The sequence below is a fragment of the Humitalea rosea genome (assembly GCF_003253705.1).
Taxonomy (GTDB): domain Bacteria; phylum Pseudomonadota; class Alphaproteobacteria; order Acetobacterales; family Acetobacteraceae; genus Humitalea; species Humitalea rosea.
Genome location: NZ_QKYU01000031.1, coordinates 37,440 through 51,803, shown reverse-complemented (window position 1 = coordinate 51,803; position 14,364 = coordinate 37,440). Strand labels below are relative to the sequence as shown.

At 70.7% G+C, this 14,364-nt stretch carries 12 protein-coding genes; 3 read left to right on the top strand and 9 right to left on the bottom strand.

Annotated elements, in window-relative coordinates; translation table 11 throughout:
• Nucleotides 1-89: 89 nt before the first annotated feature.
• The 3 genes from ykgO to C8P66_RS20690 all read right to left on the bottom strand — a co-directional run bounded on the left by ykgO (nucleotide 90) and on the right by C8P66_RS20690 (nucleotide 2,336).
• On the bottom strand, nucleotides 90-215 hold the full coding sequence (gene ykgO / locus C8P66_RS20700) for a type B 50S ribosomal protein L36 (RefSeq protein WP_111400186.1): 126 nt from the start codon (nucleotides 213-215) through the stop codon (nucleotides 90-92).
• 97 nt (nucleotides 216-312) lie between these two features.
• Complete coding sequence (acdA, locus tag C8P66_RS20695) at nucleotides 313-1,551, bottom strand: 3-sulfinopropanoyl-CoA desulfinase (protein ID WP_111400185.1); 1,239 nt, start codon at nucleotides 1,549-1,551, stop codon at nucleotides 313-315.
• Nucleotides 1,548-2,336 (bottom strand): DUF533 domain-containing protein, encoded by a 789-nt coding sequence (locus C8P66_RS20690; RefSeq protein ID WP_158537333.1) that lies wholly within the window; start codon nucleotides 2,334-2,336, stop codon nucleotides 1,548-1,550. The genes acdA and C8P66_RS20690 overlap by 4 nt, the downstream gene beginning before the upstream one ends.
• Before the next feature lie 122 nt (nucleotides 2,337-2,458).
• On the opposite strand from C8P66_RS20690, the gene C8P66_RS20685 reads away from it, so the two are divergent.
• The 3 genes from C8P66_RS20685 (at nucleotide 2,459) to C8P66_RS20675 (ending at nucleotide 6,026) form a co-directional block, all read left to right on the top strand.
• Nucleotides 2,459-2,737 carry a hypothetical protein gene (locus tag C8P66_RS20685; RefSeq protein WP_146423001.1) on the top strand — a complete coding sequence of 93 codons (279 nt, stop codon included), beginning with the start codon at nucleotides 2,459-2,461 and terminating at the stop codon, nucleotides 2,735-2,737.
• Nucleotides 2,738-2,782: 45 nt separating this feature from the next.
• Entirely contained in the window at nucleotides 2,783-4,570 is a 1,788-nt protein-coding gene (locus C8P66_RS20680) for an ABC-F family ATP-binding cassette domain-containing protein (RefSeq protein ID WP_111400192.1), read from the top strand.
• A 139-nt stretch (nucleotides 4,571-4,709) separates the two neighbouring features.
• Entirely contained in the window at nucleotides 4,710-6,026 is a 1,317-nt protein-coding gene (locus C8P66_RS20675; protein WP_111400182.1) for an NtaA/DmoA family FMN-dependent monooxygenase, read from the top strand.
• A 10-nt stretch (nucleotides 6,027-6,036) separates the two neighbouring features.
• Here C8P66_RS20675 and C8P66_RS20670 read toward each other — a convergent pair whose 3' ends face one another.
• The 6 genes from C8P66_RS20670 to C8P66_RS20640 form a co-directional block, all read right to left on the bottom strand.
• Nucleotides 6,037-7,134 (bottom strand): helix-turn-helix transcriptional regulator, encoded by a 1,098-nt coding sequence (locus C8P66_RS20670; protein WP_146423000.1) that lies wholly within the window; start codon nucleotides 7,132-7,134, stop codon nucleotides 6,037-6,039.
• 247 nt (nucleotides 7,135-7,381) lie between these two features.
• On the bottom strand, nucleotides 7,382-9,016 hold the full coding sequence (locus C8P66_RS20665; protein ID WP_111400180.1) for a peptide chain release factor 3: 1,635 nt from the start codon (nucleotides 9,014-9,016) through the stop codon (nucleotides 7,382-7,384).
• A gap of 37 nt (nucleotides 9,017-9,053) precedes the next feature.
• A complete protein-coding gene (locus tag C8P66_RS20660; protein ID WP_245903707.1) occupies nucleotides 9,054-9,923 on the bottom strand; it encodes a protein-L-isoaspartate O-methyltransferase family protein in 870 nt (289 codons plus the stop codon).
• The gene (locus C8P66_RS23945) at nucleotides 9,920-12,289 is read right to left on the bottom strand and encodes a hypothetical protein (protein ID WP_158537332.1); all 2,370 of its coding nucleotides are present in this window, start codon (nucleotides 12,287-12,289) and stop codon (nucleotides 9,920-9,922) included. The genes C8P66_RS20660 and C8P66_RS23945 overlap by 4 nt, the downstream gene beginning before the upstream one ends.
• Nucleotides 12,289-13,179, bottom strand: coding sequence for an alpha/beta fold hydrolase (locus tag C8P66_RS20645; protein WP_111400178.1), 891 nt, complete (start codon nucleotides 13,177-13,179; stop codon nucleotides 12,289-12,291). Before C8P66_RS20645 ends, C8P66_RS23945 begins: the two co-directional genes overlap by 1 nt.
• Nucleotides 13,161-14,336: an acetyl-CoA C-acetyltransferase gene (locus C8P66_RS20640; protein ID WP_111400177.1), complete on the bottom strand. Its 1,176-nt coding sequence runs from the start codon at nucleotides 14,334-14,336 to the stop codon at nucleotides 13,161-13,163. Before C8P66_RS20640 ends, C8P66_RS20645 begins: the two co-directional genes overlap by 19 nt.
• Nucleotides 14,337-14,364: the final 28 nt, after the last annotated feature.

Genomic DNA, 14,364 nt, shown 5'->3' with positions numbered 1-14,364 from the left:
GCGGGGGCGCGCAGCGCCCGCCTTGAACCGAACCGGGATCCCGGCAAGCATCAAAAGGCAGAACGACCATTGACCAGCAAGACAGTCGCTTAGCCCTGGCGCGCCTTCAAACGGGGGTTCTTCTTGTTCAGGACATAGGTCCGGCCGCGACGGCGCACGACGATGCAATTCTTGTCCCGCAGCTTGGCGGTCTTGAGGCTGTTGCGGATCTTCATAACACCAGTCCGGATGCGCGTTTCGGGGCCGGCCCCAAAGTGGCGCCGTGCGGAGGCCGGGGTGTATGGGGCGGAAGGCCCGGAGTCAACCGCACCCCTACTCCGCCGCCGCCCGAACCGCCTGTTCGGCCGCCTCCGCCCGCATCCAGCCATCCCGCGTCTGCGGCATGCGGATGCCGAAGATCCGTTCCGCCACCTGCGTCCGCAGCACCTGGCCGGTGCCGCCGGCGATGGCGAACATCCGCGCGTCGCGCACATGCCGCTCCATCGGATTGTCGCGGGAATAGCCGGCGCCGCCCCAGACCTGCAGCGCCTGGTTGGTCACCTCGATCCCCACATCCGCCGCGATCACCTTGGCCTGGGCCGCCGCCATCCGGTCGGGGAAGCCATCCGGCCCCAGCATCCGCGCCGCCCGCCAGATCATCTGCCGCGCCGATTCCACCCGGATCGACATATCCGCGACCATCCAGGCGAGGCCCTGGAACTCCGCGATCGGCCGCCCGAACTGGCGCCGGGCGAGGGCATAGTCCCGCGCCTCGTCGAAGGCCCCTGCGGCGATGCCGAGGGCCGCCGTCGCCGCCCCGACCCGCTGGCTGTTGTAGGCATCCATCAGCCGGCCAAAGCCGCGCTGCCAGCCGCCGGGCCCGCGCAGCACCATCGAATCGGGCACCTCCAGCCCGCGCATATGGATCTCCGCCTCCGGCATCCCGCGCAGCCCCATGGTCGGGATGCGGCGATGGATGATGAGCCCCGGCGCGTCGGAAGGCTCGTCGCGCACCACGATGAAGCCGCCGATCCCCTGGTCCTGCCCATCCTCGATGACGCGGGCGAAGATCAGATGCAGGCGGGAGACGCCGCCGCCGGTGATCCAGGTCTTTTCCCCATCCAGCACCCAGGTATCGCCATGGCGCACCGCGCGCGTGGCCATGCCGGTCGCGGCGGAGCCGGCCTCGGGCTCGGTGATCAGGATCGCGGGCTTGTCGCCCGAGAGCACGGTGCGGGCGGCGATCTGCTTCTGCGCCTCGGTGCCATAGGTCATGATGGCGCCGATCGCGCCCATGTTGGCCTCGACCGCGATGCGGCCGCAGACGGCGCAGCCGGCGGCCATCGCCTCCACCACCAGCGCCGCCTCCATCCAGCTCGCCCCCTGGCCGCCATAGGCGCGGGGGATGGTCAGCCCCATCAGCCCGGCCTCGGTCATGCGGCGGACCATGGGCCAGGGGTAGGCCTCGGTGCGGTCGATCTCGGCGGCGCCGGCACGGGCCTCGGCGGCGACCTCGATCGCGCGGGCGCGCAGGGCGCGTTCGGCGGGGCTGAGGGCGGGGTCGTTGGTCATGGCATTTCGTCTCCGGACAGCCGCGCTTCGATCCTGGCAGCGGTTTGCGGGGCAAGATGCAACGCCGCGGCGAGCCGGTCGAGGAAGCCGCGCTCGGCCGGTGTCACATCGGCGGCGATGGCGGCCGCGGCGGCGTAGATCTGCGCGCCCAGCAGCGGGTCATCCACCTCGGCCGCCAGGGCCTCGGGCGTCGCGGGGCGGTCGAGGTCGGCGAGCACCAGATCGCGCTCCTCGGCCGAAAGCCCGGCGCCGTCGAGCTGCCTGGCGATGACCCGGCGTTCCTCGGCATCCACGGCGCCGTCCACGGCGGCGGCGGCGAGCATGGCGCGGATCAGCAGCAGCGCCTCGGCCTGTTCGGCCCGGGCGGCCGGGGGCGGGGCGGCGGGCGGGGCGGCGGGCGGGGCGGCGGGCGGGCGGATTTCGGGCAGGCGCCGGGCGGGGGCCGGGGCGTGGGTGGGGACACCCCAGGGCCCCGGTGCCGCGGTATCCCGGCGCAGATCGGTGACCTCACCCTTGGCCGGCTTGCGCGGCAGCGGCGCGCGCGTGGGAGCCGGCGCGCTCTGGTGTCCAGCCGTCTGGCGCCCTGCCGTTTGGCGCCCAGCCGTTTGGCGCCCACCCCCGAGGGCCTCCACCGCCAGACCGGCCAGCGAGGCCAGCGCCCGCACCGTCCGCGCCTCGGCCGAGCGGCTGCCGCCGAAGGGCGAGACGCTGCGGGTGCGGCGACGCGGGGGCCGCGCGGCGCCGCCAAGCAGCGCCTCGGCCAGGCGGTTCAGGTCGAATGCCATGGCGATTGCTCTCCCCGGGCCGGATCGGTCCATGAATTTTTTGCGCTGCCCGGGCCAGAACGGCAAGCGACCCGGCGCCGGTCTTCACCGGATGCTTACCTGTGGAACGGCAGGATCGCGGCATGCGCCTCCTGCTTCTCCTGCTGCTGGCGGCCCCCGCCCCGCTGGCGGCGCAGCCCGCCTGTGGCGCCGAAACCCGGGGCCAACTGGCCTGCATGGCCGGGCGCTCCTGCCTGTGCCGGCATGAACAGGGCGGCAGCCTGACCGGCATCCCCCCCGGCTGGGCCTGGGACTGCGGCGCGCTGCGCCCGGATTGCCCGCCCCCGGCAGCGGCGAAGCAAGCGGCGCCCAATCTCTTCCTCGGCCCCCTGAGCCGCCCGCAACGCAGCCCCGCGCGCTGAGCTTTTCCCTTGACCTGGGCGGCCGGGCGCCGCACGCGCTGCGGCATGGCACCACCCCTTCTGCTTCTCAGTGACATCACCCTCGGCTTTGGCGACACCAAGCTCCTCCAGGGCGCGACCCTCTCCGTCTCGACGGGGGAGAAAGTCGCCCTGGTCGGCCGCAACGGCTCCGGCAAATCCACGCTGCTGCGGATCGCCGCCGGCACCGTGCAGCAGGACAAGGGCACCCGCTTCGTCCAGCCCGGCGCGACGCTGCGCGTGCTGGCGCAGGAGCCGGACATGTCCGGTTTCGCGACCGTCGAGGACTATCTGCTGGCCGGGCTCGACCCAGGCGCCTCGCCGCATCGGATGATCGCGATGCTGCACGGCCTTGGCCTGGACGGCAGCGAGGACCCCAAGCGGCTCTCGGGTGGCGAGGCCAAGCGCGCGGCGCTGGTCCGCGTCATCGCCCCCAACCCCGACATCCTGCTGCTGGACGAGCCGACCAACCATCTCGACCTGCCCGCCATCGAATGGCTGGAGGAGACGCTGCTGGGCTTCCGCGGCGCGCTGGTGCTGATCAGCCATGACCGGCGCTTCCTCGAACGGCTGTCGCGCAGCATGGTCTGGCTGGACCGCGGCACCACCCGCCGCCTGGAACAGGGGTTTTCCGCCTTCGAGCCCTGGCGCGACCAGGTGCTGGAGGAGGAGGAAACCCAGGCCCACAAGCACGCCCGCAAGATCGCGCGGGAGGAGGACTGGCTGCGCTACGGCGTCACCGCCCGGCGCAAGCGCAATGTGAAGCGCCTCGCGGATCTGCACGAGTTGCGGAAGGTACAGAAGGAGCGGCGCGGCCCCACCGGCGTCGCCCGCATCACCGCCGCCGATGGCGCGGGATCGGGCAGCCTGGTGATTTCCGCCGAGGAGATCACCAAGGCCTTCGACGGCCGCAAGGTCATCGACCACTTCTCCACCCGCGTGCTGCGCGGCGACCGCATCGGCATCATCGGCCCGAATGGCGCCGGCAAGACCACGCTGCTGAACCTGCTGACCGGGCGCATGGCGCCGGATGAGGGGCAGGTGAAGCTCGGCACCGCGCTGGTGATGGTCACGCTCGACCAGACCCGCGCGGCACTGGACCCAAGCAAGGGCGTGGCCGAGACGCTGACCGGCGGCCAGGGCGACATGGTCGAGGTCGGCGACCAGCGCCGCCACGTCATCGGCTACATGAAGGACTTCCTGTTCTCCCCGGATCAGGCGCGCACGCCGGTCTCCGCACTTTCGGGCGGGGAACGCGGCCGGCTGCTGCTGGCGGCGGCGCTGGCGAAACCCGCCAACCTGCTGGTGCTGGACGAACCGACCAACGACCTCGACCTCGAAACCCTGGATCTGTTGCAGGAGGTGCTGGCCGAGCATCCGGCGACCATCCTGCTCGTCAGCCATGACCGCGACGTGCTGGACCGCGTCGCCACCAGCACCATCGCCTGGGAGGGCGAGGGCCATTGGCAGGAATATGCCGGCGGCTATTCCGACATGGTCGCCCAGCGTGGTGCCGGCGTGACCGCGCGCGGCGCGGTGACGCGGGAGAAGGCCGCCGCGGCCGCCCCGCCGCCGCCGCCACCGCCCTCGCGCCGCCGGCTCTCGCCCAAGGAGCAGCACGCGCTGGCCACTTTGCCCGCCCGCATCGCCGGGCTGACCGCGATCGTCGCGCGCCGCCAGGCGGCGTTGCAGGCCGCCAGGCCCGCCGAGATGGCCAAGGCCGCCATCGCGCTGAACGAGGCCCAGGCGGCGCTGGATGGGGCCGAGGAGGACTGGCTGCGGGTGGAGCTGGTGCGGGAGGAAGTCGAGGGGTAGCCACCGCACCCCGGCGCGCGCCCGTCTCGACACGGTTTCGGCGCGGTGGGACGATGGGCTGTCGCGGCTGCGCGGCTTTGGTGTTGCGCGGCACGGTCCCTGCATCAGCCGCGGCGCCAATGATCCCGGAGACGAGTTTATGCCCACACCCTTCCACCTCGGCTGGTTCCTGCAAGGCTCGTCGGTACAGGCCTGGGGCGAGCCCTGGACGGGCGATATCGGCCGCGACTGGAGGGTGCCGGACCTGTTCTGCGACATGGCCCGCAGCCTGGAACGCGCCCGCTTCGACTACATACTGATCGAGGACAGCAGCTACGTCGGCGAGAGCTACGGCGGCTCGCGCGAGATCTACCTCAAGCACGGCCTCTCGGTGCCGCGGCAGGACCCGTCGGTGATGGCGACGCTGATGGCGGCGGCGACCTCGCGCATCGGGATCGTGCCGACGCTCTCCACCTTCGCCTATCCGCCCTATCTGCTGGCCCGGCTGATCGCGAGCCTGGACCAGGTCTCGCAAGGCCGCATCGGCTGGAACATGGTCACCGGCAGCAGCGATGTCGCGGCGCGCAACTACGGCATGGACGGGCTGCCCGAGCACGACCTGCGCTACGACATGGCCGAGGACTACATGGCCGCGGTGAATGGCTTGTGGGACTCCTGGGAGCCCGGCGCCATCGTCAACGACCGCGCCGGCGGCATGCTGATCGACCACACCAAGGTGCATGCCGTGGACCATGTCGGCCCCTGGTACAGCACCCATGGCCCGCTGAATTCCGGCCCCTGCCCGCAGGGCCGGCCGGTCATCGCCCAGGCCGGCGGCAGCGCCCGCGGCAAGCAATTCGCGAGCCTGCATGCCGATACCATCGTCGCCGGCGTCAAGGGCACGCCCGGGATGCGCGCCTATCGCGAGGATGTCCGCGCCCGCGCCGTGGCCCAGGGGCGCGACCCGGACAAGGTGAAGGTGCTGTTCCTGGTCAGCCCCGTGCTCGGCGACAGTGCGGAGGAAGCGGCGCTGCGCCAGCGCCAGCGCATGGCACGGGCGGAGGCGCAGGTGCCGCAGTTGCTCGCCTTCTTCGGCAAGATCACCAACATCGATTTCGCCACCTACGATCTCGACACGCCGGTCAGCTCGCTGGAGCTGCACACCAACGGCCATCAGCAGTCGCTGGACGACTTCAAGCGCGTCGCCGGCAAGAAGTCGCTGCGCGAGGCGATGCTGTCCTATCGCGGCAATTCCGGCTCGGTCGAGCTGGTCGGCACGCCGGACACGGTCGCGGGCCGGATGGAGGAGGTGATGCAGGAGGTCGGCGGCGACGGCTTCCTGATCTCGGTCAACGACGTGAGCCGGCGCAGCATCGCCGAGGTCGCGGACGGGCTGGTGCCGGCGTTGCAGGCCCGCGGGCTGGTGCGGCGCGAGTATGAGCACGCGCAATTCCGGGACAATCTGCTGGCATTTTAAGCGGCAGGCTTCAGGCCAGGGCGTTCACCAGCCCGGCCAGTTCGCGCAGCGTGCGGGTGTCCGTCTTCATCAGCAGCACGCGGATCTGTGAGCGCACCGTCAGCACGCTGGTGCCCCGCCGCTCCGCGACCTCCTCGGCGGTGAGGCCCTGGGCGGTCAGCAGCGCGACCTCGGCCTCCGCCAGGCCAAGGCCGAAGGCCTGGCGCAGCGCGTCGGCCGAGGGCTGGCGGGTGCCGAGCAGGCGCAATTCGACGAGCACCGGATAGCGCCCGTAACGGTCCCGCGCCGCGGCCGTCTGCTCCGGCAGCCGGGTCGCCTGGAGGAAGAGGCGCCCGAGCGGGGTCGCCTGGGACAGCACCATCACGCCCCCCGGGCCGCCGCCGGCGGTGGCCGCGATCAGGGTCCGCAGCCGCGCCGCCGCCTCCGGCACGATGAAGCCAAGCCTGCCGCCGCCGAGGCGCAGCCCGACCTCCGGCGCCATCCGCTCGGCCGCGGGGCTGACCAGCAGCAGCCGCCCCTGGCCATCGACCACCAGCACCGCGCCCAGCGCGTCCCGCATCAGATTGGCGGCATCGGCCCGCGCCTCGGCCTCGGTCAGGCGGTGCCAGAGCCGCACGGCACTGGCGAAATGCGGGAAGATGGTGACGAGGGTCGCCTCATCCTCGGCGCTGAAAGGCAGTGCCTCCGGCGGCCGCAGCAGCCCGATCATGGCGTCGCCGCCGACATGGGTGCTGAGCCGGCTGCCGACCAGATGGAAGCCCCGCCCGTACCGGCCTGCGAAATCATTCCAGTATTCGGACCGCAGGACCAGCTCCTCGTCGAGCAGCTCGCCGCTGACCGTCACCGCCCCGACCGGACGCTCCTGCAAGAGGGTGGCGTAGGGGTCGACCTGCTTGAAATGCGCGACGTAAAGCGCCGCCTCCTCAAGGCTCGTGCCCGGGGCGGCCAACAGATTCGTGCCTTTGATATTGTGCGGATCGGCGATCTGGAACCCCGCCTGAGTGGCACCGACCACCCCGGCCAGGGAGGCAACCGCCCCCGCCCAGCCAACCTCGGGGTCAGCCGCCTGGTAGAGATTCCCGATCACGTCGGAGAGAACAGGCCGCATGCAAGGACTTCCATCGATGTGGCAGAAGCCTGGTTTTCAGGCAAAGGCCCAGGGGCGGCCTGGTGCGGGCGCGAGGACCATCGTCGCTGCGCGAGGCTCCCATGTTCGCACTGCATAATCAATGTTAACGAGAGGCGTTCAGGCAAGATCAGCCCCGACTCGGGTGGACTGACCGGCCCTCCGCAAAAATGCGGCGGGATAACCAACTAGAACGATGGAAATAAACCCTTGTCGCAAGGAAATTGCGCTAGCCCTCCACCCCATGCTGTTCGCGCAATTCCACGAAACGGAGCGCGGGGTGCTCCTCCTCGGCCCGCTTTCGCCGCCAGTCGCTGGTAAAAAAAGCAACGAGATTGCGATCATGGTCCTCGGCGATGTCATGACTGTTCGTTCGCCGAAATTTTTCTTCGGCGATACGATCCTCGGTCACCACCCAGCGCATCAGGTCAAAACCCGTGCTCTCGAACCGCGCCTTCACGCTGTATTCCGCCGCCAGCCGCGCGCCGAGTACATCGAGCTGCAAGGCGCCGACCACGCCGACCACGACACCCGCGCCATCCAGCGGGCGAAACAACTGCACGACGCCCTCCTCGGTGAGCTGTTCCAGCGCCTTGTTGAGCTTCTTCGCGGCCATGGCGTCGTCGATGATGACGCGGCGCAGGATTTCCGGGGCAAAACTCGGCACGCCGCGGAAGTTGATGTCCTCGCCCTCGGTCAGCGTATCGCCGATCCGCAGCACGCCATGGTTGGCGATGCCGACGACATCGCCGGGGAAGGCTTCCTCGGCCACCTGGCGGTCACGGGCGAAGAAGAACAGCGGCGCATTGACCGGCACCGCCTTGCCGGTGCGGACCTGCTTCAGCCGCATGCCCTTGAGCAGCCGCCCCGAACATATCCGCAGGAAGGCGACGCGGTCCCGGTGGTTCGGGTCCATATTCGCCTGGATCTTGAAGACGAAGCCGGTCAGCGCCGGCTCCTCCGGCTCGACCACGCGCAGGTCGGCCGCGCGGCTGCCCGGGGGCGGGGCGTAGCGAGCCAGCCCGTCCAGCAGATGCCCGACGCCGAAATCGCGCAGCGCCGAGCCGAAATACACCGGAGTCATGGTGCCCTGGAGGAAGGCCTTCTCATCGAAGGTGGAAAGCGCCGTGGCCAGCTCCGCCCCTTCGCGCAGGCCCTCGACCAGATTCTTCGGCACGGCGGCATCGAGCCTGGGATCGTCCAGCCCGCTCAACGCCAGCGGCTGCGAGCCATCGGCCATCAGATGCAGCGAGGGCCGCAGCAGATCATAGGTGCCGATGAACTCCCGCCCCAGGCCCACCGGCCAGGCGACCGGGGCGACATCCAGCGCCAGGGTCTTCTCGATCTCCTCCAGCAGCTCGAACACGTCCCGCCCGTCGCGGTCCATCTTGTTGATGAAGGTGACGATGGGGATGTCCCGCATCCGGCAGACCTCGAACAGCTTTCGCGTCTGCGCCTCGATGCCCTTGGCGGCGTCCAGCACCATCACCGCCGCGTCCACCGCGGTCAGGGTGCGGTAGGTGTCCTCGGAAAAATCCTCATGGCCCGGGGTATCGAGCAGGTTGAAGACGACATTGTCGCGCTCGAAGGTCATCACCGAGGTCGCGACCGAAATGCCACGATCCTGCTCGATCTTCATCCAGTCCGAGCGGGTGCGGCGGCGGTCGCCCTTGGCGCGCACCGCGCCGGCGAGCTGGATGGCACCGCCGCGCAGCAGCAGCTTCTCCGTCAGCGTGGTCTTGCCGGCGTCGGGATGGGCGATGATCGCGAAGGTGCGGCGGCGCGCGGCCTCACGCGCCACCTGGGCGGCGACCGCATCGGGGGGGGTGTTGTGGCCGGGTCCGGGGGGGATGGGCTGATCCATCCCCGGCTTCTGGCGCCCCGCGCCCCCGGGCGCAACCTCAGCTGCTGGGGGGCACGTCCGCCGGGCGCGGCGCCCGCATCATCGTGCCGGTCATCGGGATGAAATAGACGCCCACATCCTTGCGGCTGCGGACCCGCCCATCGGCATCCTTGGTATAGACATAGAGGAATTGCCCCCGGCGGAACGGCTGCCCGATCGGAATCACCAGCTTGCCGCCCGGCTTCAACTGCTGCACCAGCGCCGGCGGCACGTATTGCGCCGCACAGGTCACGATGATGGTGTCGAAGCCGCCCGCGACTTCCGGCCAGCCGAAGAAGCCATCGCCGACACGGGTTTCGACATTGGCATAGCCGAGCGGGCCGAAGATCGGGCGAACGCCGCGGCCCAAATTCTCGATGATCTCGATCGAATACTGCTTGGCCACGATCCGGGACAGCAAGGCCGACTGGAACCCCGAGCCGGTGCCGATCTCCAGCACCACATGCTCGGGCTTGGGGGCGCAGACCTGGGTCATATAGGCCTGCCCCAGATAATCGGAGAGGGCGGAGCCATAACCGATGGCCCAGGGCTTGGCATCGGCCTCATAGGCCGCATCGGCGAAGGAGCGGCGGCCTTCGTACATGTAGTGGAAATACTCGCGCGGGACCTCGGCGAAGGCGCGCATCACGACCGGGTCGGCCTCGGGGAAGCGGCGGCCGAGATAGGCGCCGATCCGCTCCATCATCGCCGGCTTGCGGGCCTGGATAGCGCGGAAGCCGGCCTCGGAGATCTCCACCGGGCGCCCGGAGTCGCGCATCGCCTTGAGGTAGGCCTCCCGCGTCCAGGCGTCGGGGGCGGTGGTCTCGGCCCGCGCCAGCGCGGGGGCGGCCAGGACGCCCAGAAGAATAGCGCGGCGATGCAGGCTCATGCGGGGCTCCGTGGCCATAGGATTCCTGCAAGGAAGTAACAGATCATGCCGGCAACAAGAACCGGCACCAGACCGAATCCATGCCCGAGCAGAGTCGCGAGCGGCGTCGCCAGCACCGAGAAGGCGCCGTTCAGCGACCAGGCCCAGGGCAACATCGCCGGACTCTCCCGCTGGAAGCGGTCCAGCCCCAATGGGAAAGGCAGGCCGAGCGCGAAGGACAGCGGCGCCAGCGCCACCACCACCAGCCCCGCCCGCGCCCACCAGCTGAGGCCAAGCCCCGCCAGCACCCCCGCATGCAGCCCCGCGACGCCCAGCGCGCAGCACAGCACCACCGCCAGCACCGCGAAGCCCAGCGCCCGGTCCGGCCGCGCCACCCGCCCCGCCAGCATCGCCCCGGCGCCGGAGAAGACCAGCATGGTAGTCAGCACCAGCGAGAAGCCCGCCGTGCGGTCGCCAAGCAGCAGGGCCGCCTGTTCGATGGCGACGATCTCGATCATCAGGAAGCCGAGACCGAGGGCCGGGAAATACACCAGCGCCCGGCCCATGATCCGCGCCGGCACCCGCAACGCCCCGCGCGCCACCAGCGGCAGCAGCATCACGATCAGCGCCAGCACCGCCGCCTGGGCCAGCACCGCGGCATTCACCAGCAGCCCGATCTCCGACTGCGGCAGCACCTCGATCCGCGCCAGCGCCAGGGGCAGTGCCGCGAAGCGCACGATCGGGCTCAGCCAGGGGCGGTCGGCGGTGATCGGGGAGCGGTCGAAGGCCGAGGGGGCGGCGGTGCCCTCCAGCAGCGCACGGATATCCTGCGCGACGCTGTCCACCGCCTCGCCGCCCGACTGCACCATCTCGCTCTCCAGCGAGACCGCCGGCACGTCGTTCCAGACCGAGGGCGCGGTGAACCCGGGGGCGTAGGAGAGATCGAAGGAGCGCGTCTCGGCGAAGTCCGCGAGCCGCGCCACCGCCTCGGGCGGGATCGGATCGCGCGCGATCAGCAGCCGCAGGTTCCAGGCCGAGCGCAGCACCGCCAGATGCGCCCCCGGCTCCGCCACCCCCGCCTCCCGCAAGGCGGCGACGGCGGTCGCGGCCAGGCGCAGCGCATAGGCCGGCAGTTCGCGGATGGTCACGGGGATGGAGATCATCCCGCCCGGCGGAAGCCGCGCGAGCCAGGCGGCGATCGCCTCGGCGGTATAAGCGTGGCGGTTCTGCTCCCGCGCCGCCAGGAAATCGCCGGAGATGTCGATGAGGTCATAGCCCTCGGCCGGCGCCAGCGGGTGCTGGTCGGACAGGGTCACGCGCGGATCGGCCGGCGGCGCGGGGGATGGGCCGAGGCCATCGGCGAGTGCGGCGCGCAGCACCGGCTCGGGCTCGATCACCGTGACGGCGGCGGCGCCCAGCGCCAGCGCCTCGGCGGCGCGGAAGCCGCCCTCCCCACCCAGCACCAGCACGCGGGGCGCGGTCAGCAGCGCATAGGGGGCGGCATCCAGCGCCGCGGGGGCATGGGCGGATTCGGGCGGCCCCATCGGCAGGGTCGCGATCCGCGCCCCATCCCGGTACAGCCCGTAGCCGCGCGGCGGCGCCGGCAGCCCCATCATCCCGGCATTGTTGGAGACATCCGTGTCCAGCCGCTCGGTGAAGTTGTCGAGCAATTGGTAGACGCCGCCAGGGGCCAGGATTTCGGCGCGCTGCTGCCCATCCGGCACATGAAGAGGCGCGTATATCGCTTTGTATTCGCTTATTTTTGGCGCCGCGAGCAGCAGCGCCGCGGCCTCCCCTCCGATCAGCACGGCAACTGCGGCCCAGCGCCAGCCCCCGCGTCCCGAGAGCCCCGCGGCCAGCGCCAGCAGCGGCAGCAGGGCCGGGATCATCCAGAACGGATGCAGCCCGCAGAGCAGCCCCAGCGCCAGCGCCGCCCCGGCCCCGGCGCCCAGCAGGTCATAGCCATAGACCCGCCCGACCTGCCCGGCATGGACCACGAAGTTCAGCGAGACCGCGAGCCCGGCCAGGAAGAAGAAGGGAAACAGCGCCCCGTAATAGCCGAGGATGTTCCAAAGCTGCGGCCCGGCTGTGGCCGGGTTCTGCAATTCCAAGGGGTTGAACGGATTGGCTGCCACGCCGACCCAGCCTAGCGCCCCGGCCACCAGCATCGCCAGCGGCAGCGCCGGCAGCATCCAGCCCGCCCAATCGCGAAACCGCGCCCGCCCCAGCACCATGACCACGCCGGAGACGGCGAAGCCGGTCATGGCGATGGAGATCACCCAGTAGCCATATTCGGACCAGGACCCGACGGCGAAGATCCGGGTCAGCGCGATTTCCACCCCCACCGCCGCGGCGGAGATGAGGAAGAGCGGCAGCAGCGCCCGCATCACCCCCAAACCGCCCGGCGATGCAGCAGGTCGGCGACCGCGTCGTTGAAGCGGGGGGCGGCATCGACGAAGAGCGCGTGCCCGGCCTCGGGGTAGAGGTCGGCGACCGCATCGGTGTGGCGCTGTTCGACCAGGGAGGCCTGTTCGCGGAACTTCGGCGTCACCGCGTAGAGCACCGGGCGCCGCGTCGAATACAGCGCATTGCGCCAGAATTCGCGCGGGCGGGGATAGGAAAGCAGGGCAATGGCGGACTCCACGGGCATGATCTGCGCGTCATGCGCCAAAGCGGCGAGATAGGCGGGCGATTGCGGCGTCTTGAACATGCTGGCGACGAAGCCGCGCGTCGTGCGGTCCCGCTGCCGGCGCAGGTTGGTGAAGAAGCTGGAGCCGCCGCCACCGGCCGGGGGGGTGCCCTCGCCCACCGAATTATCGATCAGCACCAGCCCGGCAAGCTGCCGGTCCCCGGCCGTCGCCAGCCAGGACAGCACATCCAGCACGCCGAGCGACCAGCCCGCCAGCACCATGCGGCCGGGCCCGAGGCGGGCCAGCAGCTCGGCGATATCCCGCCCCCGCCGCGCCGGCTCATAGCCCGAGCGCGCGACCTCAGACCGCCCCTGCCCGCGCGGGTCCAGCACCACGACGCGGGCGTAGCGCGACAAAGCGTCGATCTGCGGGGCAAAAATCCAGGCCGGCATGCACCAGCCGGGGACGAAGACGATAGTCGGGATCCCCGGTCCCTGGGCTCCGGCCATCACGTAATGCAGCCGCACCCCATCCGAGGTGGTGAAGAAATGGCTTGTGGCTGCCGCGACGGCGGGGGCGACGGCGAACCCCGCCGCCGCCCCCGCCAGCAGAGCGCGGCGGCCGAAGATCAGGCGGCTTCGACGCACATGGCGACACCCATGCCGCCGCCGATGCACAGCGTCGCCAGGCCCTTCTTGGCGCCGCGACGCTTCATCTCGAACAGCAGGGTGTTCAGCACCCGGGCGCCCGAGGCGCCAATGGGGTGGCCAAGGGCGATGGCGCCGCCGTTCACATTGACCTTGGCCGGGTCCCAGCCGAGGTCCTTGTTCACCGCGCAGGCCTGGGCGGCGAAGGCCTCATTGGCCTCGATGAGGTCCAGGTCGTCGATGGTCCAGCCGGCACGGGCCAGCGCCTTGCGGCTGGCCGGGATCGGCCCCGTGCCCATGATCGCGGGGTCCACGCCCGCGGTCGCCCAGGAGACGATGCGCGCCATCGGCGTGATGCCGCGGCGGGAGGCTTCCTTGCCCGACATCACCACGATGGCGGCCGCGCCATCATTGATGCCGCTGGCATTGCCGGCGGTGACGCTGCCGTCCTTGGCGAAGGCCGGGCGCAGCTTGGCGAGGATTTCGCGCGTGGTCTCGGGGCGGGGGTATTCGTCGCTGGTGACGATGGTGTCGCCCTTGCGGCCCTTCACAGTGACCGGGACGATCTCATCGGCAAAACGCCCGGCGGCCATGGCGGCACCGGCCTTGGTCTGGCTGGCGAAGGCGAAGGCGTCCTGGTCGTCGCGGGTGATCTGGAATTTTTGGGCGACGTTCTCGGCGGTATTGCCCATGTGGTAGCCGTGGAAGGCATCCATCAGCCCGTCGCGCAGCATGGTGTCGATCAGCTCGATGCTGCCCATCTTGGTCCCCGCCCGCATCTGCTGGCAGTGCGGCGCCTGGGTCATGCTCTCCATGCCGCCGGCGACCATGATGGTGGCATCCCCCGTCGCGATCTGCTGGGCTGCGAGCGCCACGGTGCGAAGCCCCGAGCCACACAGCTGGTTGATGCCGAAGGCGGTGCGCTCATAGGGAATGCCCGCGCCGACCGAGGCCTGGCGGGCGGGGTTCTGGCCCTCGCCGGCCGGCAGCACCTGGCCGAGGATGACCTCGTCCACTTCCTCCCCCGAGATGCCGGCGCGCTCCAGCGCGGCCTTGATCGCGACGCTGCCAAGGGCATGGGCGGAAAGGCTGGCGAAGGCGCCGTTGAAGGAACCGACCGGGGTACGGGCGGCGGAGGCGATGACGATGTCCTGCATGATCCGGTATCCTCGACTGGCTTTTGCG